General features: G+C 61.4%; 21 protein-coding genes. 14 read left to right on the top strand and 7 right to left on the bottom strand.

Going from position 1 to position 21385, the window contains the following annotated elements; genetic code table 11:
* Positions 1-14: 14 nt before the first annotated feature.
* The 3 genes from KOM00_RS02510 to KOM00_RS02500 all read left to right on the top strand — a co-directional run bounded on the left by KOM00_RS02510 (position 15) and on the right by KOM00_RS02500 (position 4317).
* Entirely contained in the window at positions 15-2450 is a 2436-nt protein-coding gene (locus KOM00_RS02510; RefSeq protein ID WP_216497260.1) for a Lon protease family protein, read from the top strand.
* A 163-nt stretch (positions 2451-2613) separates the two neighbouring features.
* Positions 2614-3483: a diacylglycerol/lipid kinase family protein gene (locus KOM00_RS02505; RefSeq protein WP_216497259.1), complete on the top strand. Its 870-nt coding sequence runs from the start codon at positions 2614-2616 to the stop codon at positions 3481-3483.
* Between the two features lie 114 nt (positions 3484-3597).
* On the top strand, positions 3598-4317 hold the full coding sequence (locus KOM00_RS02500) for a response regulator (RefSeq protein ID WP_216497258.1): 720 nt from the start codon (positions 3598-3600) through the stop codon (positions 4315-4317).
* Here the strand turns inward: KOM00_RS02500 and KOM00_RS02495 are convergent.
* From KOM00_RS02495 to KOM00_RS02480, 4 genes are all read right to left on the bottom strand, one after another.
* Positions 4314-5363, bottom strand: coding sequence for a TIGR04283 family arsenosugar biosynthesis glycosyltransferase (locus KOM00_RS02495; protein WP_216497257.1), 1050 nt, complete (start codon positions 5361-5363; stop codon positions 4314-4316). The genes KOM00_RS02500 and KOM00_RS02495 overlap by 4 nt on opposite strands.
* Positions 5353-6294, bottom strand: coding sequence for a chemotaxis protein CheV (locus KOM00_RS02490; RefSeq protein WP_216497256.1), 942 nt, complete (start codon positions 6292-6294; stop codon positions 5353-5355). Before KOM00_RS02490 ends, KOM00_RS02495 begins: the two co-directional genes overlap by 11 nt.
* A 231-nt stretch (positions 6295-6525) precedes the next feature.
* Entirely contained in the window at positions 6526-8529 is a 2004-nt protein-coding gene (locus KOM00_RS02485; RefSeq protein ID WP_216497255.1) for a molybdopterin oxidoreductase family protein, read from the bottom strand.
* 150 nt (positions 8530-8679) lie between these two features.
* Positions 8680-8988 (bottom strand): cytochrome c3 family protein, encoded by a 309-nt coding sequence (locus KOM00_RS02480; protein ID WP_216497254.1) that lies wholly within the window; start codon positions 8986-8988, stop codon positions 8680-8682.
* A gap of 193 nt (positions 8989-9181) precedes the next feature.
* On the opposite strand from KOM00_RS02480, the gene KOM00_RS02475 reads away from it, so the two are divergent.
* The 4 genes from KOM00_RS02475 (at position 9182) to KOM00_RS02460 (ending at position 12359) form a co-directional block, all read left to right on the top strand.
* Complete coding sequence (locus KOM00_RS02475; protein WP_216497253.1) at positions 9182-10195, top strand: PilZ-like domain-containing protein; 1014 nt, start codon at positions 9182-9184, stop codon at positions 10193-10195.
* 105 nt (positions 10196-10300) lie between these two features.
* Positions 10301-10774, top strand: a complete 474-nt coding sequence (locus tag KOM00_RS02470; protein WP_216497252.1) for a GreA/GreB family elongation factor — start codon at positions 10301-10303, stop codon at positions 10772-10774.
* A 117-nt stretch (positions 10775-10891) separates the two neighbouring features.
* Positions 10892-11578, top strand: coding sequence for a PilZ domain-containing protein (locus KOM00_RS02465; protein WP_216497251.1), 687 nt, complete (start codon positions 10892-10894; stop codon positions 11576-11578).
* A 22-nt stretch (positions 11579-11600) separates the two neighbouring features.
* On the top strand, positions 11601-12359 hold the full coding sequence (locus tag KOM00_RS02460; protein ID WP_216497250.1) for an NRDE family protein: 759 nt from the start codon (positions 11601-11603) through the stop codon (positions 12357-12359).
* A gap of 277 nt (positions 12360-12636) precedes the next feature.
* Here KOM00_RS02460 and KOM00_RS02455 read toward each other — a convergent pair whose 3' ends face one another.
* Positions 12637-13818 (bottom strand): hypothetical protein, encoded by a 1182-nt coding sequence (locus KOM00_RS02455; RefSeq protein WP_216497249.1) that lies wholly within the window; start codon positions 13816-13818, stop codon positions 12637-12639.
* A 469-nt stretch (positions 13819-14287) separates the two neighbouring features.
* Here KOM00_RS02455 and KOM00_RS02450 point away from each other — a divergent pair, with 469 nt between their 5' ends.
* From KOM00_RS02450 to hisG, 5 genes are all read left to right on the top strand, one after another.
* The gene (locus KOM00_RS02450; protein WP_216497248.1) at positions 14288-15283 is read left to right on the top strand and encodes an ABC transporter substrate-binding protein; all 996 of its coding nucleotides are present in this window, start codon (positions 14288-14290) and stop codon (positions 15281-15283) included.
* A gap of 191 nt (positions 15284-15474) precedes the next feature.
* Positions 15475-16374 carry an ABC transporter permease gene (locus KOM00_RS02445; protein ID WP_216497247.1) on the top strand — a complete coding sequence of 300 codons (900 nt, stop codon included), beginning with the start codon at positions 15475-15477 and terminating at the stop codon, positions 16372-16374.
* Positions 16371-17168 (top strand): ABC transporter ATP-binding protein, encoded by a 798-nt coding sequence (locus KOM00_RS02440; protein ID WP_216497246.1) that lies wholly within the window; start codon positions 16371-16373, stop codon positions 17166-17168. Before KOM00_RS02445 ends, KOM00_RS02440 begins: the two co-directional genes overlap by 4 nt.
* 478 nt (positions 17169-17646) lie before the next feature.
* On the top strand, positions 17647-18024 hold the full coding sequence (gene hisI, locus KOM00_RS02435; RefSeq protein WP_216497245.1) for a phosphoribosyl-AMP cyclohydrolase: 378 nt from the start codon (positions 17647-17649) through the stop codon (positions 18022-18024).
* Between the two features lie 168 nt (positions 18025-18192).
* The gene (hisG, locus tag KOM00_RS02430) at positions 18193-19065 is read left to right on the top strand and encodes an ATP phosphoribosyltransferase (protein WP_216497244.1); all 873 of its coding nucleotides are present in this window, start codon (positions 18193-18195) and stop codon (positions 19063-19065) included.
* A gap of 81 nt (positions 19066-19146) precedes the next feature.
* On the opposite strand, the gene KOM00_RS02425 is transcribed toward hisG, so the two are convergent.
* Positions 19147-19461, bottom strand: coding sequence for a helix-turn-helix domain-containing protein (locus KOM00_RS02425; RefSeq protein ID WP_216497243.1), 315 nt, complete (start codon positions 19459-19461; stop codon positions 19147-19149).
* Positions 19462-19576: 115 nt separating this feature from the next.
* Here KOM00_RS02425 and KOM00_RS02420 point away from each other — a divergent pair, with 115 nt between their 5' ends.
* Both KOM00_RS02420 and KOM00_RS02415 read left to right on the top strand, forming a co-directional pair.
* Positions 19577-20188 (top strand): hypothetical protein, encoded by a 612-nt coding sequence (locus tag KOM00_RS02420; RefSeq protein ID WP_216497242.1) that lies wholly within the window; start codon positions 19577-19579, stop codon positions 20186-20188.
* Positions 20189-20625: 437 nt separating this feature from the next.
* The gene (locus tag KOM00_RS02415) at positions 20626-21066 is read left to right on the top strand and encodes an SRPBCC family protein (RefSeq protein ID WP_216497241.1); all 441 of its coding nucleotides are present in this window, start codon (positions 20626-20628) and stop codon (positions 21064-21066) included.
* 84 nt (positions 21067-21150) lie between these two features.
* On the opposite strand, the gene KOM00_RS02410 is transcribed toward KOM00_RS02415, so the two are convergent.
* Positions 21151-21312: a hypothetical protein gene (locus tag KOM00_RS02410; RefSeq protein WP_236026709.1), complete on the bottom strand. Its 162-nt coding sequence runs from the start codon at positions 21310-21312 to the stop codon at positions 21151-21153.
* Positions 21313-21385: the final 73 nt, after the last annotated feature.

The following is a 21385-nucleotide window of genomic DNA, read 5'->3' as shown; positions in this document are numbered from 1 at the left end:
GCAAGGAGGCTCCCGTGTCCGAAACCGATTGCCGAGTCCCCATAGAGAAGCTCCGCTGGGTCTGCGATCCCGCCCTCTTTAATTTCAAGACCACCGAAGAGATAGCCAACCTGGAGGGGAGCATCACCCAGGACCGGGCCCTGGCCGCCATCGACTTCGGCCTCGGGATGTCCAACAACGGCTTCAACATCTACCTCGCCGGTGAACCAGGCACGGGCAGGACCTCCACCATCCGGCAGATGCTCAAGAAGTTCGTCAAGGACACCTGCCCCCCCAGCGACTGGTGCTACGTGAACAACTTCCACGCCCCCGACGCCCCCCTGGCCATCGCGCTCCCCGCCGGCATGGGGCGGGGGTTCGCGGCGGACATGCGCGAACTGTTGGACTACATGCGCGCCAACGTCCCCACCGCACTGGAGAGCAAGGAGTACGAGACCAACCGCGTCTCCATCATCGAGCAGTTCCAGGAAAAAAACGGCGAGATCTTCTCCGACCTGGAACAGGAGGCGGGTGAAAAGGGCTTCGCCCTGCAGCGAACCGTCTCCGGACTGGTGATCGTGCCGCAGAAGGAGGGGCGCAACTTTACCCAGGAGGAGTACGAAACGCTCGAGAAGGAGGAGCGGGAAACGCTGGACACGGTGGGGCGCGAGCTGACCGAGAAGCTCAACGACGCGCTGCGCCAGGTGCGCGAGAACGAGAAGGCGCTCAGGGACGCGCTGGCGCAGCTGGACCGGGAGCTGGGACTGTCGGCGGTGGGGCACCACCTGATCCCGCTCCAGGAGAAGTACCAGGGCTTTGGCAAGGTCCAGGCATACCTCGAGAGCGTCCAGGAGGACCTCCTCTTGAACCTGGAGGACTTCAAGCCGCAGGTCGCCCCGCCGCAGATCCCGGGGCTCAAGATCCCCAAGCAGGAGCCCACCTTCGAGCGCTACGAGGTGAACGTCCTGGTGGAGAACAACCCGGACAACGGCGCCCCCATCGTCTTCGAGTCCAACCCCACCTACAACAACCTCTTCGGGCGCATCGAAAACATCATGCAGATGGGGGGGGTGGCGACCACCAACTTCACCCTGATCAAGCCCGGCGCGCTGCACCGCGCCAACGGCGGCTACCTCATCCTGGACGCGCGCGAGGTGCTGATCAACCCCTTCGCCTGGGAATCGCTCAAACGCTGCATCAGGAACATGGAGATCAAGATCGAGGACGTCCTGGAGCAGTACCGCTTCATGACCGTGGTGTCGCTCAAGCCCGAGCCGATACCGCTTACCGCCAAGATCATCATGATCGGATCGCTCTGGATCTACTACCTGCTCTACTACCTTGAGCCCGACTACCGCAAGTTCTTCAAGGTCAAGGCGGACTTCGACAGCCAGATCAACCGGACCCCGGAGGTGATGCAGGATTACGCCCTGTTCGTCGCGGCCCACTGCTGCAAGGAAGGCCTGCTCCCCTTCGACCCCACCGGGGTGGCCGCGCTCCTTGAGCACGCCTCGCGCCTTGTGGAGGACCAGGACCGGCTCTCCTCCCAGTTCATGGAGCTCTCGGACCTGATCCGGGAAGCGAGCTTCTGGGCCAAGCGCTGCGGTGCGCAGGTGGTTGACCGCAGCTGGGTCAAGCGGGCGATCCAGGAGAAGACCTACCGCTCCAACCGCATCGAGGAGAGGATCCACGAGTACTTGGCCAAGGGGGTGATCCTGTGCGACACCAAGGGGAGCGTCGTGGGGCAGATCAACGGCCTCTCCGTGATCACCATGGGGGATTACAGCTTCGGCAGGCCCTCGCGCCTCACCATCCGCGTCTCCCAGGGGCGCGCCGGCATGGTCAACATCGAGCGCGAGGTGAAGCTCTCCGGCCCGATCCACGACAAGGGGGTGCTGATCCTGACCGGCTATCTGGCCGGGAAGTTCGGGCAGGAGCAGCCGCTTTCCTTCTCCGCCCACATCTGCTTCGAGCAGTCCTACGAGGGGATCGAAGGGGACAGCGCCTCCTCGGCCGAACTCTACGGGCTCCTCTCCGCCTTCTCCGGGCTTGCCGTGAAGCAGGGGATCGCCGTCACCGGCAGCGTGAACCAGCATGGGCAGATCCAGCCCATCGGCGGGGTGAACTACAAGATCGAGGGGTTCTTCGCCGTCTGCAAGGCCAAGGGGCTGACCGGCGAGCAGGGGGTGGTCATCCCCAAGATCAACGAACACAACCTGATGCTGAACGACGAGGTGGTGCAGGCGGTCTCGGACGGGATGTTCCACATCTGGAGCGTGTCCCATGTCGATGAGGGGATCGAGATTCTCACCGGCGTGCCGGCCGGCACGCCGGGCGAGGACGGCGGCTACCCCGAGGGGACCGTCAACTTCCTGGTGCAGAAGAGGCTCAAGGACATGCTGGAGAACATGCGCAAGCTCCAGTTGCAGGACAAGGAGGGGAAGGACGAGCCGGCGAAACTGCCGGAATAGCCCGACCCTTGCTCCTCCCCCTCCACCTATCGGGCACCAGGGCGGTGCCTTAATCGTAGCGCCTAAAACGGTTGTAACCTTTGCACCTTTTTGCTACCTTCCGAGGGCCGCGCCCGCGGCTCTGCCATTTCGCTTGCCCAGCATGCAGCAATGAGGTGACCTCTTGTCCAGACGCTGTTTCCTGATCGTGAACCCCACATCGGGGACCTACTCGCCGCAAAAAATCGAACGCATCATGAAGGGGCTTGCCGAGCGTGGTTTCGCGCCGGAGCTCCTCCCCACCCAAAGCGCCGCCGACCCGGCCCGCTTCGCCGCCCGCCTCTGCCGCGAGGAGAGCGACCCGCTCATCGTTGTGGCCGGTGGGGACGGCACCATCAACGGCGTGCTGAACGGCCTGGCTCCGGGAGCGGCCACCCTCGGCGTGATCCCCCTGGGCACGTCGAACGTGCTCGCGCGCGAACTGGAGATAACCTCCGTCGACGATGCCTTGGACCGCCTCGCCCACGGCGATGCGCGCCCCATTTCCGTCGGTGAGATCGTGGCCGGCGGGGAGCGCCGGCGGTTCATCCTCATGGCGGGGGTCGGCTTCGACGGGGCGGTGGTGCGCGACGTGCGCCTGCCCGAGAAAAAGGCGCTGGGGAAGGGGGCCTACGTGCTGTCCGCGCTGCGCACCCTGTGGAACTGGGATGCCTCGACAGTTGCGGTGACCGCAGGGGAGAGGAACGTCACCTGCCACGGCGTGATCGTCTGCAACGCCTCCAAGTACGGGGGGAACTTCAGGCTGGCGCCGGAGGCCGACCTCTTCGCCCCCGGCTTCCAGGTGCTCTGCATTTCCGGTGGCCGGCTCGCCTACCTGGGGCTTGCGCTGGGGCTTTTGAACGGCACCGCCGTCTTCAGCAGTCACGTCACCTGCTTCAACGCCCTCGCGCTGGAAATCTCAGGTGACAAGGCCGTGCAGTTGGACGGGGACTATGTCTGCCCCGCGCCGCTTGCCGCCCGGACCGTCCCGGACCTGGTCCGGCTCGTGGTCTGAGATAGCCGACTTTTTTGGTTGACAAAGCCACGGCGATATTGATTAATGTGCGGGTCCGACCCGTTCGGAATCCCGCGTGAAAACGTCTTTCAATACTTGAGTGGGGGAAGTGGCGTGGCAAAACCTAAGATCATGTTGGTGGACGATACCAGGCTGATCCTGGAGCTGGAGAAGAGCTTTCTCAAGGTGTCGCATATCGACGTCGTCACCGCCGGCAACGGCGCCGAGGCCCTGGAGCTGGTCCGCAAGGATCCCCCCGACCTGATCTTCATGGACCTGAACATGCCCGTCATGGACGGCATCTCCTGTTGCACCCTCTTGAAGGCCGATCCCTTCCTCAGCAGCATCCCCGTCGTCATGCTCACTACTGCCGGAAATGACCAGGACCGCGCGCGGGCCCAGCAGGCCGGATGCGACGACTTCCTCACCAAGCCCATCGACCGCCGTCTCTTCCTCGACATGGCCCGCAAGTACACCGACGCCGTGGACCGACGCGAGGTGCGCATTCCCTGCCAGATCCCGGTGTTGTTCCTTTTGCACGAAAGTCCCGTCGGCGCCCATGCCCTCGACATCGGCGACGGCGGCCTGTTCCTCGCCAGCCGCGAAGAGGTGGTCCCCAACCAGGAGCTGAGGCTCGCCTTATTCCTGGAGACGGAGCGGACGCCGCTATTGGAGCTGAAGGGGAGGGTGGCCTGGGTGAACCAGGAGGGGAAAAGGGTGCACTCCGGCCTCCCCACCGGCTTCGGGGTCGAGTTCGTGGAGCCGGCGCAGTGGCAAAAGGACGAGTTGAACGGTTTCGTCGATGCGGCGCGCAAAGGGCGCGGCGAGGGCTAGGGCGCGGCGAGCAGCGTCAGCCGGAACCAGAGCCAGGTCAGGAGGGCGGCCCCCAGGTCCCCTCCCTTGTTGTCGATGAGCCGCCCCAGAAAGCGGTCGTAAAGCTCCAGAAACCTCCCCCCCCTCCCTTCTTCCCGAAGCCCCCCGGTCACGACGTCCAGAAAGAAAGCTATCTGCCAGGCGTTCGCCCGCACGTAGGCGCCGGTGCGGCACCATAATCGGCGCCGCTCCCCTGCGTCGAGGTCGCCCATCGCCCGGTGCAGCGACGCCAGGAAGGGGCTTAGCTTGAGCCTCGCGGCGGCGTCCTGGCTGCGGTAGCTCGTCTGCAGGCAACGGATCAGGGAGAGCTGCCCGATGTGGGCCAGGTTCATCAGGATGGCGTTGAGCGTCTGCCTCGGGAGGAGCCCCTCGGCCAGGAAGCGCCGCGGCGAGGTGGTGATGGTGGCCGGCAGGAGGAGCCACCGTCCCTCCCGCCGCACCCGCTCGGCCAGGAAGGTGTCTTCCATGAGCGGCAGCGAGCTGTCGAAGGGGCCTACCTGCGCGAAGAAGTCGCGCCGGAGCAGGAAGCCCTGGTCTCCGTGGGTGCATCCGGGGCGGTCCAGGGCGGCCTTGGCGCCGTAGAAACGGTAGGGGAGCGGGGTGGTGCCGGGGAAGCCGAAACGGAGGGCGAAGCGACCCGCCACCTTTTCTCCGGAGCGCAGGGCCTCCCGGAGTGCGTCCAGCGCCTTCCGGAGGGCCAGCGGGTCTTCGAGGCTGGAATCGATGTGCAGGAAGAGGAGGGTTTCGGCGCGGGCCGCCTCGGCGCCGCGGTTTAACTGTCCCCCCCTCCCCTTGCTCCCTTCGAGCAGGGTGAGCGGGAAGGGGAGCCCGTCGCGCAGTTGCCGCGCGCTCCGGAGGGTCCGGTCGCTGGAAGCACCGTCGGAGAGGATCACCTCCAGGCGTACCCCCTGCTGTCGGGCAAGCGCCGCGAGGAAGGGAGCCACGTTCCCCTCCTCGTTGTAGACCGGCACCACGACCGACAGCTCGGGGCACGGCTCACAGGGCAAGGGTGTCCGCCTTCTGCACCAGGTTGGGGAGGTCCGGCTTGGTGAGGATGTCGCTCGCCCCAAGGTTGCGCCATTTCATCTTGTTGTCGTCGCTGGCGAGGGAAGAGAATATCACCACCGGCAGCCCTCCCAGGTCGGTCTCCTTCCTGATCAGCGCGGTGAGGTGCAGACCGTCCATGCGGGGCATCTCGATGTCGGTGATCACGAGGCTCAGCAGCTCCTTCAGCGGCTGCCCGCTCTCCGCGCATTTCTGACGTACCGCCTGCACGTGTTCCCACGCCTCCTCGCCGTTCTCCGCTTCCACCACCTGGTACCCCGCTTCCCGCAGCGAACCGCACATGGTCCTCCTGATGAAGGCCGAGTCGTCGGCGACCAGGATGGTCCGGGTGCCGCGGTTCAGGGCGGAGTTGGCGTGCATCAGTTCCTCGCCCGGCGTGGCCAGCGCCATGGTCGAGGAGAGTTCGCCTATGATCTTCTCGAAGTCGAGGATGAGGATGATCCTGTCTTCCATCTTCACCACGCCGGTGATGTTGGCGTCGTGGATCGCCTTGACCGGGGGCTCCACGTTTTCCCAGGAGATGCGGTAGATGCGGGAGACGGAGTGTACCTGGATGCCGACCACGATCCTGTTGAATTCGAGCACGATGACCCGGTCCGCCGGGATCCCCTCCGTGTTCTTGTTCAGCGAGCGGGAGAGGTCGATCAGGGTGATCACCTGGTCGCGCAGTTTGATCATGCCGCTCACGCAGGGGTTGGAGTTCACCACCTTGCGTGTCTCGGGCAGTCTGATGATCTCGCGCACCTTGGCGACGTTCACGCCGAAGTAGCAGGGGACCACGTTCCCCTTGCCGTCCACCTCGTCGATCCTGAATTCGACTATCTCCAGTTCGTTGGTGCCGCTTTCCAGCAGAATCTTGTTGTTCGGTTCCATACGCCCCCCGATTGTTTATTGCCGTTGCTTCTCATTACATCGGCAGCCGCCGGCAAATCATGAGGCAAAATGTGTAAGGCTGAAGAGGCCCACCCGCTCCGTTCGTGCAGGATTAAAGGCGTTTTTCAACGCAAAGCCGCAAAGGGAAAAGTGGGTCTGTACTATAAAAGTTGTTTGGTTTTCTTAGCGTCTCCGCGTCTTTGCGTTAAGAAAAGGTTTGGTTCTCCGTCTTTACGCTGGTCTCACATCGACCCTGTTGTCGTAGAAGGTGCTCCCCCCGCCCTGGTCGGTCAGGCGCTGCGAGGTGAGCGCGTTCACCGAGCGCTCTCCCGGCGCATAAGCGAGCCACCACACCCCCTCCGCCACCACCACGCCCCGCGGCACCTTGGGGGTCACCTGCAGCCGGAAGGTGACTTCGCCGAGCTCATTCCAGGCGACCACCTCCGTGCCGTTGCGAAGCCCCTTCTCCGCCGCGTCCTGCGGGTTCATCTTGAGTTCCATCCCCCCCTGGCTCTCCCGCAACTCCTCCCGCTCGTAGAAGGTGGCGTTCAGCGCGTAGGGGGTGGGCGCGGTCATGAGCCGGAAGGGAAGCCGCCCCTGTTCCTCGTGGGTGGGGAGGTAGCGCGGCAGCCGCTCGGTCAGCCTCTCGTTCAGGACCTCGATCTTTCCCGACGGCGTCTGGATCCCTGCCGGCCTTCCCGCCAGGGTGACCGGGCGTCCCTCGGCGAGCGCCTCCTCGTCAATCCCCGCCCGCAGCGGCTTGGGCACCGCGAGGAGCCGGTCGATCATCTGGTCCGCCGTGAGGGTGAAGATCTCCTCCTCGAACCCCATCGCCTTGGCCAAAAGGGAGAAGACCTCCCAGTTGGACTTGCTCTCCCCAACCGGGTCGATCACCGCCTGGGCGCGCTGGATGCAGTAGGTGCCGTAGGAACGGTAGATGTCGCTGTGCTCCAGCGACGAGGTGGCGGGGAGCACGATGTCGGCGTAGCGCGCCGTATCGGTCAGGAAACGCTCGTGCACCACGGTGAAGAGGTCCTCGCGGCAAAGCCCCTTGAGCACCGCGTTCTGGTCCGGGGTGACCGCGGCAGGGTTGGAGTGGTACACGTAGAGCCCCATGACCCGCGGAGCATCGAGCCGGTTTAGCGCCGTGCCCAACTGGTTCATGTTGACGAGCCGGGCCTGCCCCGGGATCAGGTCCTCCCTGGTGAGGATCTCCATCGGGAAGGCCGCGCCGGTCGCGGTGTCGGGAAAGCACCCCGCCCCGTCCTTGCCGTAGGCGCCGACCAGCGCCGGCAGGCAGCAGATCGAGCGCACCGTCATGGAGCCGTTGCCGTAGCGCGACAGCCCGCTCCCAAGGCGGATGAAGGGGGCCTTGGCCGCCGCGTAGGCACGTGCCATGGCCACGATGGTCTCCGCCTCCAGGCCGGTTATCTCCGCGCAGCGCTCAGGCGTCATCTCGGGGAGCACCTCGGCTGCCAGCTCCTCGAAGCCGAGCACCTGTTGCGCCAGGAACTCCCGGTCGACCAGCCCCTCGCGGGCGATCACGTGCATCATCCCGAGGGCGAGGGCCCCGTCGCTCCCCGGGCGCACCAGGAAGGTGCGGTCCGCGGCTGAGGCGGTCGGGGTCTCGTAGGTGTCGATCAGCCAGATCTCCCCCCCCCTTTGCCGCACCTCGTGCGCCTGGTTCAGGAAGTGGATGCTGGTCGCCGCCGCGTTGATCCCCCACAGGATCAGGAGGTCGCTTTTGCCCGCGGATTCAGGCGGCGGGGTCGCCGTCTTGCCCATGACCGCCTCCCACCCCGCCCCCTTGGCGGGGGAGCAGATGGTGCGGTCCAGCCGGGAGGCTCCCATGCGGTGGAAGAAGGGGTGCCCCGCGTTTCTCTGCACGATCCCCATGGTCCCGGCGTAGGAGTAGGGGAGGATGGCCTCACCCCCGTGGTCGGCGATGATGGAGCGCCAGCGCTCGGCTATGGTGGCGATGGCCTCGTCCCAGGAGATGGGGGTGAACTCTCCTTTTCCCTTGGCGCCGGTTCTCATGAGGGGAGAGGTGAGGCGCAGCGGCGAATGGACGCTTTTCTCGTAGTGGCGCATCTTGGGGCAGAGGGTGCCGCGGCTGAAGGGATGGAGGGGGTCGCCCTGCACCGCGATGGCCTTGCCGTTTTCAACCTGTACCAGCATGCTGCAGGTGTCCGGGCAGTCGAAGGGGCAGACCGATCTCCTGGTGACGACGTTCATCTATGATCTCCTCGTGTTGGTAGCAAGGCGACGGGCGGTCGATTCGGCTGTTTCTTTTTATGTTTTTTTCGGGAGTAGATCAACAGAAAAGGAGGGGGGACGTGGGAGGCTGCGCCCCGAGGATGGAGCGCAGCCCGAAAAGCGGTATTGCTATTTCTTGTGGCACTTGGCGCAGTTGCCGGCGGGTTTGAAGGCCCTCTTGCCGTTGTGGCACTCGCCGCAGTATTTGCCGGCGTTGATGTCGGCCATCTTCATCTGCGTGGAGCCCTTCTTCATCTTGAAGATCTTGGTGTGACACTCGTTGCACTTGAGCCCCTTGCCGGCATGGTCGTCCCCCTTGAAGGTAACCTTGCCCATCGAGGTAGGCCATTCCACGGTCTTGCCGGCCGGAACTGCCATCGCCTGTGCCGCCATCATCACCACCGCCATCGCCGCCGCTGCTATCGCAATACGTTTCATATTCACTCTCCTCTTCATTAGTAAAAAAGCCCTTACTGTGATAGCACAGCTCCCGGCTATGTCAAGGCACCCCGCGGGGTTCCTCGGTAAAAACGCAACCGCTCTTTCGCTACCACCCCCTTGCATTTCGCCGCGGCTGCAGTTTAATGTGATAGTCGGTTCATTCTCTTATTAAAAAAACTACGGATTCACCATGGAAGACGAATACAGCGAATACCGTGCGCTCCTCGCGCCCGGGATGCGCATCGAGATCGGCATCCCGCTCGCGGGCGGCGGCGTGTTCCGGGACTGGGGTGTCATCAACGAGTCGGGAGGGGACCTGCTGCAGATGCAGATCTCCCGCGATGTGCTACCTGCCAACGTGCGGGTGGACGTCGGCTTCATCCTCGACGTCAGCATCCGGCTTGGCAAGGACAGCTACACTTGCAGCGGGATCGTCACCGACAGGCTGGGAGCGCGGATACTGCTGATACGGCTTTTCGGCCGGTTCACCCTGAGCGAGAGGCGCCAGTTCTTCCGGGCCGACATGGCCTTGAAGGTCCGCTACGACATCGTGGACGAGTCCAGCCGCAAAGAGGTGGAACAGGACTGGGAGGTGCGCAAGGAGCGCGAGCAGATGAAGTTCCAGGGGTACGACGATTTCGTCATCGCGGCCCAGATGGCTCGCTTCCAACCGGCCAAGCCGATCGCCTGGCAGGACCTGCTCAGGGCCCAGTTAAACCTCGGCGGCGGGGGGATCTGCCTGCGCATGCCGATGACCGCGCGCCCGGAGCAACTGGTCAACCTGGAACTCTACCTCCCGCTCGATCCGCCGAGGCTTGTGCACGCAGTCGGGCAGGTCATACACATGAAGCCTCCCCTTACGCTGCGCGACGGCTCCAGCCGCTACGACGTGGGGATGGAGTTCCTCTTCCTGGACGAGCGGGACCGCGACCTGATCTTCAAGCAGATCTCCTCGGTCCAGATCGCCCACCTGCGCAAGGTCGCCGACAAGCGCGAACTCGAGGAGCACGAGGAAACCCAATCCGCTCACCTCACCTGGAAACAGGTCATCACCCGTCTGGCCTGGACCCTCCTTTTCCTGCTGCTGGCATTCCTCGCCGGCCGCTACCTCATCTCCTACAGCAAGGCCCCGCCGGAAAACGAAATCCAGAAGACCTACGAAGAGTCCATCCGCAAATACCGCCACCTGGACAAGAATCCCTGAGCCACGGCTACCGTATTGCCTTGAGCAGTAAAGTCTACTATGATGCGCTCTCCCAAACATCTGCCCCCTGGACGCCGGGAGGGGATGAAGGGTGAGGAGCGAACTATGACCAACATGATCAGCGCCGAAGGGCGCAAAAGATTGCAGGAACGCTACGACGTTCTCTGGGAGACCGAGCGGCCGCGCATGGTGAAGAACATGGCCGACGCCGCCGCCGAAGGGGACCGCTCCGAGAACGCCGAGTACATCTACTCGAAGAAGAGGCTGCGGGAGATCGACCGCGAGCTGAAGCATCTCGGTGACCGGCTCAAGGTGCTCAAGGTGGTCTACCCGCCGCTGAACCCGACCTCGGTCAGTTTCGGTTGCTGGGTCACCTACGAGGACGAGGAAGGGGAGGAGCGCTGCTACCAGTTGGTCGGCCCCGACGAGTTCGACGTGAGCCTGGGGAAGATCAGCATCGACTCGCCGGTCGGCAAGGCCCTGCTCGGCAAGAAGGTCGACGACGAGGTTACCATCAGGAGGCCGGCCGGCGACCTGACCGTGACCGTGCTTTCGATAACGTCAAAGAGACCTGAGTAGGCTTCCACTGTCACAGCGCGGTGTCGAAAACGTTTGACCTTCTTTGGGGACCGGCTATAGTGTAGCAGGCCAGTCTCCGAAGCTACCTCCATTGATTGAAGGACCGTCCAACCATACATGTCAGACATCAAGATCCTGATAGTAGTAAAAGATGAAGAAGCAGGTGACGCTTATGCGCAGGCCGTGACGGAAATCGGGGTGGCCTGTGACGTGGCGCGCTCCTTTGCCGAGATGTCGCAGATGGCGACGGACAACCGCTACAACGGTTTCCTCGTCGACATACTGACGCTGGTGCGCTGCAGCAAGGAAGAGAAGGTGGTCGCCTATGAGTGCATCAATCTCTTCCCGGTGCTGCGGGTGAAGTGGGAGGCGAGACAGAAGAAGATAAAGTTGAGCCCGCTGGAACAGAGCTTCTCACCCGACACCGGTTCGGCCCTGCGCTTCTTCATCGAGAACCGCTGCAGGAACTTCCCCTCACGTTCGCTGCGCCGGTCGCCGCGCCGGCAGATCAACCTGAACCTTTACTACAGCACCGATCCCGGCTTCCCGGCCGAGAGCACTCACCAGTCCTTCACCATCAACCTCGGCAGCCACGGGCTTTTCATGCATTCCATGCAGGAATTCCTGCAGGGCGACACCATCTGGATCCGCTTCCTCGAGTCCGCGGACCAGACCCCCGTCCGGGCTACGGTACGCTGGTCCCAGCGCTGGGGGGTGACCCGCTGCATCCCCGGAGCAGGGGTGATGTTCGAATCCTTGACCAAGAAACAGGAGCAGGAGATCGCCAAGCTGCTCGACCTCTGATCCCTCTTTTCAGGAAAGCCGCATGTGCACGCTGCTACTCGCCTACCGGGCCCACCCCGCATACCGGCTCGTCATTGCCGCCAACCGCGACGAATACTACCAACGCCCGACAGAGCCCGCCCGCTTCTGGGAGGACGCCCCGCACATCTTTGCCGGGCGCGACCTGGTACACGGCGGCACCTGGCTCGGTGTGACCGCGACCGGACGGATCGCGGCGCTCACCAACTACCGCGATCCCGGCGATCCGCACCGGCACGGTCCTTCATCGCGCGGGCGGCTGGTGAGCGGCTTCCTGGCGGAGGAGGCGGGCGCCGAGGAGTACCTGGCCCGGTTGCGGGAGTCCGGCATTCCCTACGGCGGCTATAACCTCCTGGTCGGGGACAGCGAGAGGCTTCTCTGCTACTCCAACAAGAGCGATCGGGTACTCCCGATAGAGCCGGGAATCCACGGCCTGAGCAACCACCTGCTGGACACACCCTGGCCCAAGGTGCGCTGCGGCAAGGACGGGCTCGCCCGCCTCTTGTCCCGCGGGCACGTCGAACCGGAGGAGCTTTTCGCACTCCTGGCCGACGAGACGCATCCTGCGGACCAGGAGTTGCCGGACACGGGGGTGGGGCTGGAACTGGAGCGGATGCTGTCGCCGATCTTCATCAGGAGCGCACAGTACGGTACGCGCTCATCGACCGTTTTGCTGGTGGACCACGAGGGGAAGGCGGTCTTTATCGAGCGCGGTTTCGATGGGGGCATGGCCACGGAGAGGCGGGCGGAGTTCCAGTGGTGAGGAGGAACGCCCATCCACCGCCCTTCGGGAGCGGGTCGGGGTGAGGGCCAGCCACCACCTCCCTCGCCTTCGGGAGAGGGGTCGGGGTGAGGGGCCGCTACAACCTCCCTCGCCCTTCGGGAGAGGGTCGGGGTGAGGGCGCCGGTACGGCAGAAAAAGCGAAGGGGCGAACCATTGGTGGTTCGCCCCTATTTTGTTGCTTCAGGTGGCGGAGGGGTAATCTGTAGGGGCGAATAATCATTCGCCCGGACCTTGCCCGCTCCTATCTAGCCCGCGTCTACTGGTACTGGATGTACAGCGGCTTCGGGTTGAGCATGAGCACCTCTTTCGGGGTGAGCAGCGCGTCACCCTTCTTGGTGTCGTTGTGGTAGAAGAGCTTGAACCCGGTGAACTCCACAGGCTCGGCCACGACGTAGTCCTTGTAGGAGTCGCGCTTGAGCCAGGGGGCGCCCCAGCCGTCCATGTTCATCACGATCTGCACCTCGGGGCGCAGCTGGATGTTCTTCGAATTGGTCACGCCGTTTCTGGTGAAGCGGTGCACGATGAACACCTTCGGCGGGAGGTTGTACTTCTTGACCAGCTCTTTCAGGTAGTTCGAGGCGTAGTTGATGTCGGCGGCGTCATAGGTGCCGATCTTGGTGCCCGGTTTCTTGCCGCTCTTGATCAGGTTGAACTCCGGGTCGATGCCCAAGTGGACGTCCGGGTTCTTGAGGATCCACTCGAAGCGAGGCAGCACGTTGCGGATATTGTCGTGCCCGGTCTGGATGTCGATGAACATGACGGCGTTGATCGACTTGGCCCAGCTGTAGACGTCGTTGATGATCTTGTCGGGCATGACCATGCGGTAGAGGCCGGCCTTGCCCGGTTCCCCCTGTGCCACGACCGCGATCAGGTGCAGCGCGGGCTGTACCGGGTGGGAGGGATCCGCTGCCTGCCATTTGGCCGCTTCACGCTTCAGACGCTGCAGCATGTCGTCCTTCTGGTACTCGCCCAAGGCCCCCATTCTCTTGGAGAGGGGGTTGCCGTAGTAGGCGACGATCCTCTTCTGGGGCAGGATAGAGCCCGGCAGCGGCGCCGGATATTTCACCGGCCATCCCTTCTTGGCCGCGAAGTCCGGGTCCTCGCCGGCGCGGTACGCCGACTTGGGTGCGGCTGCCTCTTTCCCCTTGGCCCCCTTTCCCTTTTTCCCGGCGCTGGAGTGCGCGTCGAATTTGGCGGGGGGGGCAGCCGGTGCCGTCGCTTCGGTTGCAGGCACGGCAGGTGCGGCGGGGGTGGCTGTCGCCGGTGCAGGCGTCGCCGGAGGGGCCTGGGCAGAGCTGGCTTGCCCCTGCTGCACGGCGCCGGCGCTGGTCGTGGTGGCCGAGGCCTTTTTATCCTTGCATCCCACGAGTGCCAGCGGCAGGGCCAGCAGGGCAATCAGCAGGAGGGTAGGGCGATGGTTCGGGTACAGGTGCTTCACGTTGAAGTTCTCCTTATGGGGGTGCAGCCTTGACCGGCCTTGGCCTATGCGGGCATCGGGGTGCAGACGGCGCCGGGCGTGCTTTTTTCTGATTGTGCGGAGTCTGGTTTTGGCGGTTGTTGGGGAGATATCGGGGCGGGCGTTAGTGCCTTACACCTGTGACAAAACCGACAAGCTCGTCCGTACTTATACCCTTTTTGCATTTGCGGTGTCAACAACCTGTGACCGGTTTTGGTGAGAAAAGTTTTATGTTGCGTTGAAATCTGCTCCTTTTGCCTCTTTTTTTTCATTTCTTCAAAGAATTGTTCCTATTTAGCGCCACTATGGCGTTGACGATAGCTCTTACCGAGTGGTATGCTCGGCGGTCGAAAAATAGGTCCGACCTGTTCACCGGTCGATGGCGATAGTTACTAGTTCCCTTGGCAGTACTAGCAGCAGAAATTCAATTCAATGTAAACCGGAGGTATCTGTGCGCAAGAAGATCGGTATTCTGTTGGCTCTCGCTTTGTCTCTGTCGTCTGCGGCAACCGTTTTCGCGGCGGCTCCCGCCAAGCCGGTGACGATCGGCATCTCGAAGATCGTTTCTCACCCGGCGCTGGACGCGGTCGTGAAGGGGATTCAGGATGAACTCAAGGACTCCAAGATCAACGCAACCTTCGACGTGCAGAACGCCAACGGCGACATCAACACGGCGGCGTCCATCGCCACCAAGTTTCAGAGCGAGAAGGTAAACCTCGCCGTCGGCGTCGCCACCCCGACCGCGCAGGCGCTGGTGAACACCCTGAAAGGGATCCCGATCGTCTTCTCCGCAGTTACCGACCCGGTCAAGGCGGGCCTGGTTCCCTCCCTCGCCAAGGGTGGCAAGAACATCACCGGCGTTTCCGACATGACCCCGGTGAAGCAGCAGATCGAGATGCTGCTCAAGATCAAGCCGAAGACCAAGCGTATCGGCCACATCTACACCAGCTCCGAGGAGAACGCGGTCGTCCTGGCCGGCATGGTGAAGCAGGTCTGCAAGGAGAAGCACCTGGAGTTCGTTGAGACCACCGTCACCAAGTCCGCCGAGGTGAAGCAGGCCGCCCAGACCATCGCCAACCGCGTCGACGCCATCTACATCTCCACCGACAACACCGTCGTCTCCGCCATGAGCGCCGTCGCCGAGGTAGCCGCGAAAGCGAAGATCCCGGTCATGTCCGCCGACCCGAGCTCCTCCGAGACCTACGACGTCCTCGCCGCCTGGGGCTTCGACTACTACAAGATGGGCCGCGCCACCGGCAAGATGATCATCGAGATCCTGAAGGGCAAGAAGCCGGAGCAGATTCCGACCCGCTTCATGACCAAGGCTTCCGACGTCGACCTCCTGATCAACCTCGACGTTGCCAAGAAGCTCGGCCTGACCGTTCCGGCCGACATCGTCAAGGCCGCCAAGACTGTCCGTCAGAACGGCAAGATCACCAAGAAGTAAGTCAAGCAGTAAACCATTGGCCCACCTTCGCTAAAGCTACGGTGGGCAAGCTCCACTTCACTGAAGCTACGGTGGGCAAACTCCGCTTCGCTCAAGGTAATCTTCAAGAGGGAGTCCGGGCTTGCCCACCGTAGCGCTTCAGCGCGAAAGCGGGTACCAACGGTTTCGAATAAGGTTCTAAGAAGGGTGTTATGATCGAAGGTATTTTTGTTGAAGGATTGATCTATGGCATCATGGTCCTGGGCGTGTTCATCTCGTTCAGGATTCTTGATTTTCCGGACCTGACGGTTGACGGGTCCTTCCCCCTGGGGGCCGCGCTCATGGTGCAGTGCCTCCTCTCCGGTATGAACGGCTGGCTCGCGCTCCTCGTCGCCTTTGCCGGCGGCGTGCTGGCCGGCGTGGTCACTGCCCTCATCCACAACCACCTGAGGGTGCCGAACCTTCTGGCCGGTATCCTCACCATGACCATGCTCTACTCGGTCAACATCCGCATCCTGGGCAACCGCGCCAACGTCCCTATCCTGGATCAGTCCACCATCCTGAAGCAGGTCACCGAGAAGTTCACCGGCGTCATCCCCGACGAATACATCCTCTTGGTGTTCTTCCTGATCGTCGCCCTGGTGGTGAAGGTGCTGCTCGACCTCTTTTTCCGCACCGACCTCGGCATGACCCTGGGCGCCATGGGGAACAACGAGCAGATGGTCATCTCCCAAGGGGTGAACCCCAAGACCCTGAAGACCATCGGCGTCGGCCTTTCCAACGGCCTGGTCGCCATCTCCGGCGCCTTCGCCGCCCAGTATCTCGGCTTTGCAGACGTGGGGCTTGGCCAGGGAATCATCGTTTCCGGTCTCGCCTCCGTCATGATCGGCGAGTTCCTGATGCTTAAGAGTAACCGCATCGGCGTGCTCACGTTCTGTGCCCTGGCAGGCTCCGTCTGCTTCTACGCCGTCATGTACGTCGGGCGCTTCTACGGCTATGTCATCCACATGACCCCGAGCGACCTGAACCTCATCAAGGGCGTGCTGATCATCGTCCTGCTGATCGCGACGCAGGCAAAGAAACTGAAGGTCCCGTTTAAGGTGGCGAAATGATAGAGCTCAAGAACGTTTCCATCGTATTTGGCCAGGGGACCGTCAACGAAAACAAGGCCCTGAATAATATCAACCTGAAGGTGAAGGAAGGCGACTTCATCACCATCATCGGCTCCAACGGCGCCGGCAAGTCGACCCTGTTCAACACCATCGCCGGGACCTACCTCCCGAGTGAGGGGCAGATCTTCGCCAACGACAAGAACGTGACCCGGGACCCCGAGTACAAGAGGGCGAAGTACATCGGCAGGATCTTCCAGAACCCGCTGCTCGGCACCGCCGGCAACATGAGCCTGGAAGACAACATGACCATCACCCACAAAAAGGGGATGAAGTGGTTGCGCCGCAGCCTGAACAACAAGACCCGCGAGATCTTCAAGCAGGAGCTGGTTCAGCTCAGGATGGGGCTTGAGCACCGGATGAAGGAGAACCTGGTCATGTTCTCCGGCGGGCAGCGCCAGGCGCTCACCCTGCTCATGATGGTCCTCTCCAAGCCGGCCCTCATCCTTCTCGACGAGCACACCGCAGCGCTCGACCCGAAGAACGCCGAGATCGTGCTCGAGCTGACCAACAAGTTCATCAGCGAGTACAACCTGACCGGCATGATGATCACCCACAACATGACCCATGCCATCGAGTTCGGCAACCGTCTGCTCATGATGGACGGCGGCGAGATCATCTTCGACATCGAAGGGGAAGCGAAGAAGGCGCTCACCGTCGAGAAGCTGATCCAGAAGTTCCATGAACTGCGTCACAAGACCTTCGAGAACGACAGGACGCTCCTCGCCGAAGACTGATCGGCGGGAAGATTAAGAGGTATCCGGAAGGCCCGGTGGAAACGATCCGCCGGGCCTTTTTGTTTAAAGGCAAAAGGCTCCAACACAAAGGCGGGAAGCCGCAGAGACGCAGGGGAAGGCGAATCAAAGTCTTTGGTGGTTTTGGATCCCCTCAAAGGGGGATTCTTAGCGCCTTTGCGGCTTGGCGTCTTTGCGTTGAAGCATTTTCGCTTTGTTTTGTATCTCTCCGAAGGTTTCTTTGCGTCATTGCGGCTTCGCGTTACGAACCGCCTTTCGTCGTAGCTTCAGCGAAATTGGAGCTTGCCCACCGTAGCTTTAGCGAAGGTGGAGCTTACCCGCCGTAGCTTTAGCGAAATTGGAGCTTGCCCACCGTAGCTTTAGCGGAGGTGGGTACATAATCATTGACACAGCTCGCGCCAGCGGTGTATTAAAGGATACTTTTTTGTCAATAAACGCAGTAGAAGGACTGAGAGAAGCCATGATAAAGATCGATTTCGAGAAGATGGGTGGACTGATCCCTGCTGTTATCCAGGACAACGAAAGCGGGGAAGTGTTGATGGTCGCGTTCATGGACGAGAAGACCCTGAACCTGACCCTGGAAACCGGCAAGACCTGGTTCTTCAGCCGCACCAGGAACAAGTACTGGATGAAGGGCGAAGAGTCCGGCAACACCCAGGAGGTGATCGAGGTGCTGACCGACTGCGATGCCGACACCGTGGTGATCAAGGTGAAGCAGAACGGCCCCGCCGCCTGCCACACCGGGAACCGGAGCTGCTTCTACGTGAAGTACGAGAACGGAACCTGGGTCGAGCACTCCAACCCGCTCTTCGATCCCAACGACGTCTATAAGAAATAACCTAAAAGCCACGGAGCCAACGCTCGCGTGGCTTTTTTATTTTTTCCCCTCTCCTCCTGGGAGAGGGTGGCCGAAGGCCGGGTGAGGGCGACGCCACGAAGGTAACCATACCCCTGTCCGGTTCTAATTGGTTTTCATCTTAATCTGAACTTTCAGCCTGGAGGAACTATGGAAAAGTTGAAGCTCGGCATCCCGAAGGGGAGCCTTGAAAACGCCACCGTCGACCTGTTCAAGAAAGCCGGCTGGCAGATATCGATCTCTTCGCGCAGCTACTTCCCCGGTATCGACGATGAAGAGATCAAGTGCTCCCTGATCCGGCCGCAGGAGATGGGCAAATACGTGGAGCGCGGCACCATCGACGTCGGCATCGCCGGCCGGGACTGGATCCGCGAGAACGAGTCCGATGTCGTCGAAGTCTGCGAGATGGTCTACTCCAAGGTGTCCCGCCGCCCCGCGCGCTGGGTGCTGGTGGTGAATGGTAACTCCAAGATTCAGGGCCCCGAGGATCTGCACGGCGCCACCATCTCCACCGAACTGGTCGGTTTCACCAAGCGTTACTTCGCCGAGAGGAACATCCCGGTCAACGTCGAATTCTCCTGGGGGGCCACCGAGGCCAAAGTCGTCGAGGGGCTCTGCGACGCCATCGTCGAAGTCACTGAGACCGGTTCCACTATCAAGGCCAACGGCCTGAGGATCGTCACCGAGCTGATGGAATCCGTCCCCGTCATGGTGGTCAACAAGGCCGCCTGGGAAGATCCCTGGAAGCGCGCCAAGATCGAGCAGATCGCGACGCTTTTGCAGTCGTCGCTCAGGGCGGAGGGGATGGTCGGTCTCAAGATGAACGCGCCCAAGGAGAAGGTGGCGGAAATCACCGCTGTGATCCCGAGTCTCAAGAGCCCGACCGTCGCCAACCATTACAACTCCGACTGGGTCTCCATCGAGAGCATCATGCCCGAGCAGGAAGTCCGCCGCATCGTCCCCGAGCTCATCAAACTCGGCGCCGAAGGCATAGTCGAGTACTCGCTGAACAAGATTATCTAGTTACAGAACGTCCCTGCTAAATAAAATGCCCGGTCCACTCCAAGTGTGGCCGGGCTTTTTCCTACGCAGCACCATGTCGGGTCAGGAATGGTTGCACACCAGCCTGATCTCCAGCTTACAGTCGACTGCGGCGGCATATTTGCGAAGCATCTCCAGAGAGGGCGAATGGCGGTGGGAGCCGAGTGAACCCTCCACTTTCGCCAGCGACGGCTGGGAAATCCCCATCCTGCTAGCCACTTCTTCCCGAGTCAATCCTGCCTCCTTTCTAGCTGATAGCAGAATATCCAAAGCCGCAAATTCATCCTCCGATGCCTCCCAAGCCTCCTTGAACTCCGGGGGCTTAAGCTCATTAGCCAGCGTTTTTCCAGCGTTGTACGAAACAGGCTTATAACCCATGTTCTAAAATCTCCTTTTGACGCGACCTACAACTCCGACTGGTGCGCTTGCCAAAGTTGTCCGTGGTGATATGCTGCTGGCTTGGAAGCTTCTAATCTTGTGCGGAGGTTGTGCCATGCCATTTAGCAACGTACCACATGTGGACATGATTGGTAGGTCAGCGGCAATTGCGCAGGCCTTAACTCCTGAGTTGCACGCATACTTGGTTTCCCTGTTTCCCACCCCGGCGGGGATCACAGAACTCTTCCAGAGATACGAGACAAGCTTCGCTGCATCACTTAAAGGAGATCCTGAAAAGGTCAAGGCGTGCGAGGCGGACAGGGAGGCACTTGATCAAGCGATTGGCTTGTTATTCGGGCTTGGCAAAGCGGCCCACCGCAAAGATCCCACCATTCTGGGCCAACTTGGTTTCACTGAATCTAAGAAGCCGGCAGGTACGGGAAAGCCCGTCGGAAAAGCCGTGGGGTTCCACCTTAGTTTCGGGAAGGATGGGAACCCGTGGGTCGCGTTGACAAGGATCAGCAATGCAAAAGGATATGAAGTGTGGACCTGTAATGGCGACCCTGGCAACGAACAAAATTGGAAACTCCTGGTTTGGTCGACTACCTGTAAAAAAATATTGCTAAGCGGGATAAACCGGTCGGTGCCAAACTTCCTCAGGGTCAGGGGCAAGCGTGGCGATATCGTAGGTCCTTGGTCTAGCTGGATAGTGCTGGATCCCGTCTAATGTTGATCGCTCCCTTCACGTTTCGTGAGGGGGGCGACACCTCCCTTCACGTCGCACCCCTTCTGAAGGCGTTCCTCTGTTGAAACCGCACATCTTGGCGCTTGATAGTAGACTTCCCCCGTAAAACGTCCACTTCATGCCCCCAAAACGTCATTTGGGAATTTGAAGTGCATTTTATTATTGGGGAGTGGTCACTTCAAGACCCGAAGTGTCGATTTCAAGCGCAGAAATGTTACTTCGGGGGCTGAAATGTCTACTTCCAGAGGGGAATGATCATCTCGCAGGGGGAAGGGGGCATTCTGTCGGAAAAATCCATTTCCGTGAAAGTGAGATCGCAGTTTGGCAGGTGACGAGGCAGGTATTTGTGCCTGAGGCGGGTACTTTGCCTTTTTGCCTGCCTTCGCTACTATATTTGAAAGATTGTCAAGGAGGTGGTCATGGCGAACAGTATCACTTTGCACCGCGTGTTTCGTGCGACACCTGAAAAGATCTATCGTGCATTCCTCGATTCTGATGCCCTGGTGAAGTGGCTGCCGCCCAATGGCTTCACTGCCAGGGTGCATCATCTCGATGCAAGGGTCGGGGGGACGTACAAGATGTCGTTCAGCAATTTCTCGACGGGCCAGACCCATTCCTTCGGAGGCACCTACCTCGAATTGGTGCCGCATGAACGGATACGCTACACAGACGCGTTCGACGATCCCCAACTCGCGGGAGAAATACAGACCACGATAACCCTGCGCCGGGTGTCGTGCGGCACGGAATTGAACGTCGTGCAGGAAGCCGTACCTGCAGCCATTCCTGCGGAGGCCTGCTATCTCGGCTGGCAGGAGTCGCTGGAGTTGTTGAAGATGCTTGTTGAGGCGGATATTCCTTGAGGTAGGGGAGGGGGCGACATCGGACCGTCCCCTGCGAGCATCGGGGATGCCCTCAGGAGACGGTGCAAGCGGCTGCCAGTGCGACTATCTTCTCTTTTCGTGCGCCTTTTGCCCGTGCACCCGCTCGTATGCGCGGCAGAAGGGGCAGACGTCTTCCTCGATGCGGGTCACGAAATCGTAAACGAGACCCTTTTGGTGATAGCGGGCATGAAGGCAGACCGGGCAGAGTTCGCATACGGTTGCCATGGCTTTGTCCAATGCGGTCGGTTTCTCTTTAAGGGGCATGTTCTGTATTCCTTTGATGACGTCTTTGAGCTGG

Source organism: Geomonas diazotrophica (assembly GCF_018919385.1).
GTDB classification, from domain to species: domain Bacteria; phylum Desulfobacterota; class Desulfuromonadia; order Geobacterales; family Geobacteraceae; genus Geomonas; species Geomonas diazotrophica.
The sequence above is the reverse complement of the archived record's forward strand: the minus strand, read 5'-3'. Positions and strand labels throughout refer to the sequence as shown.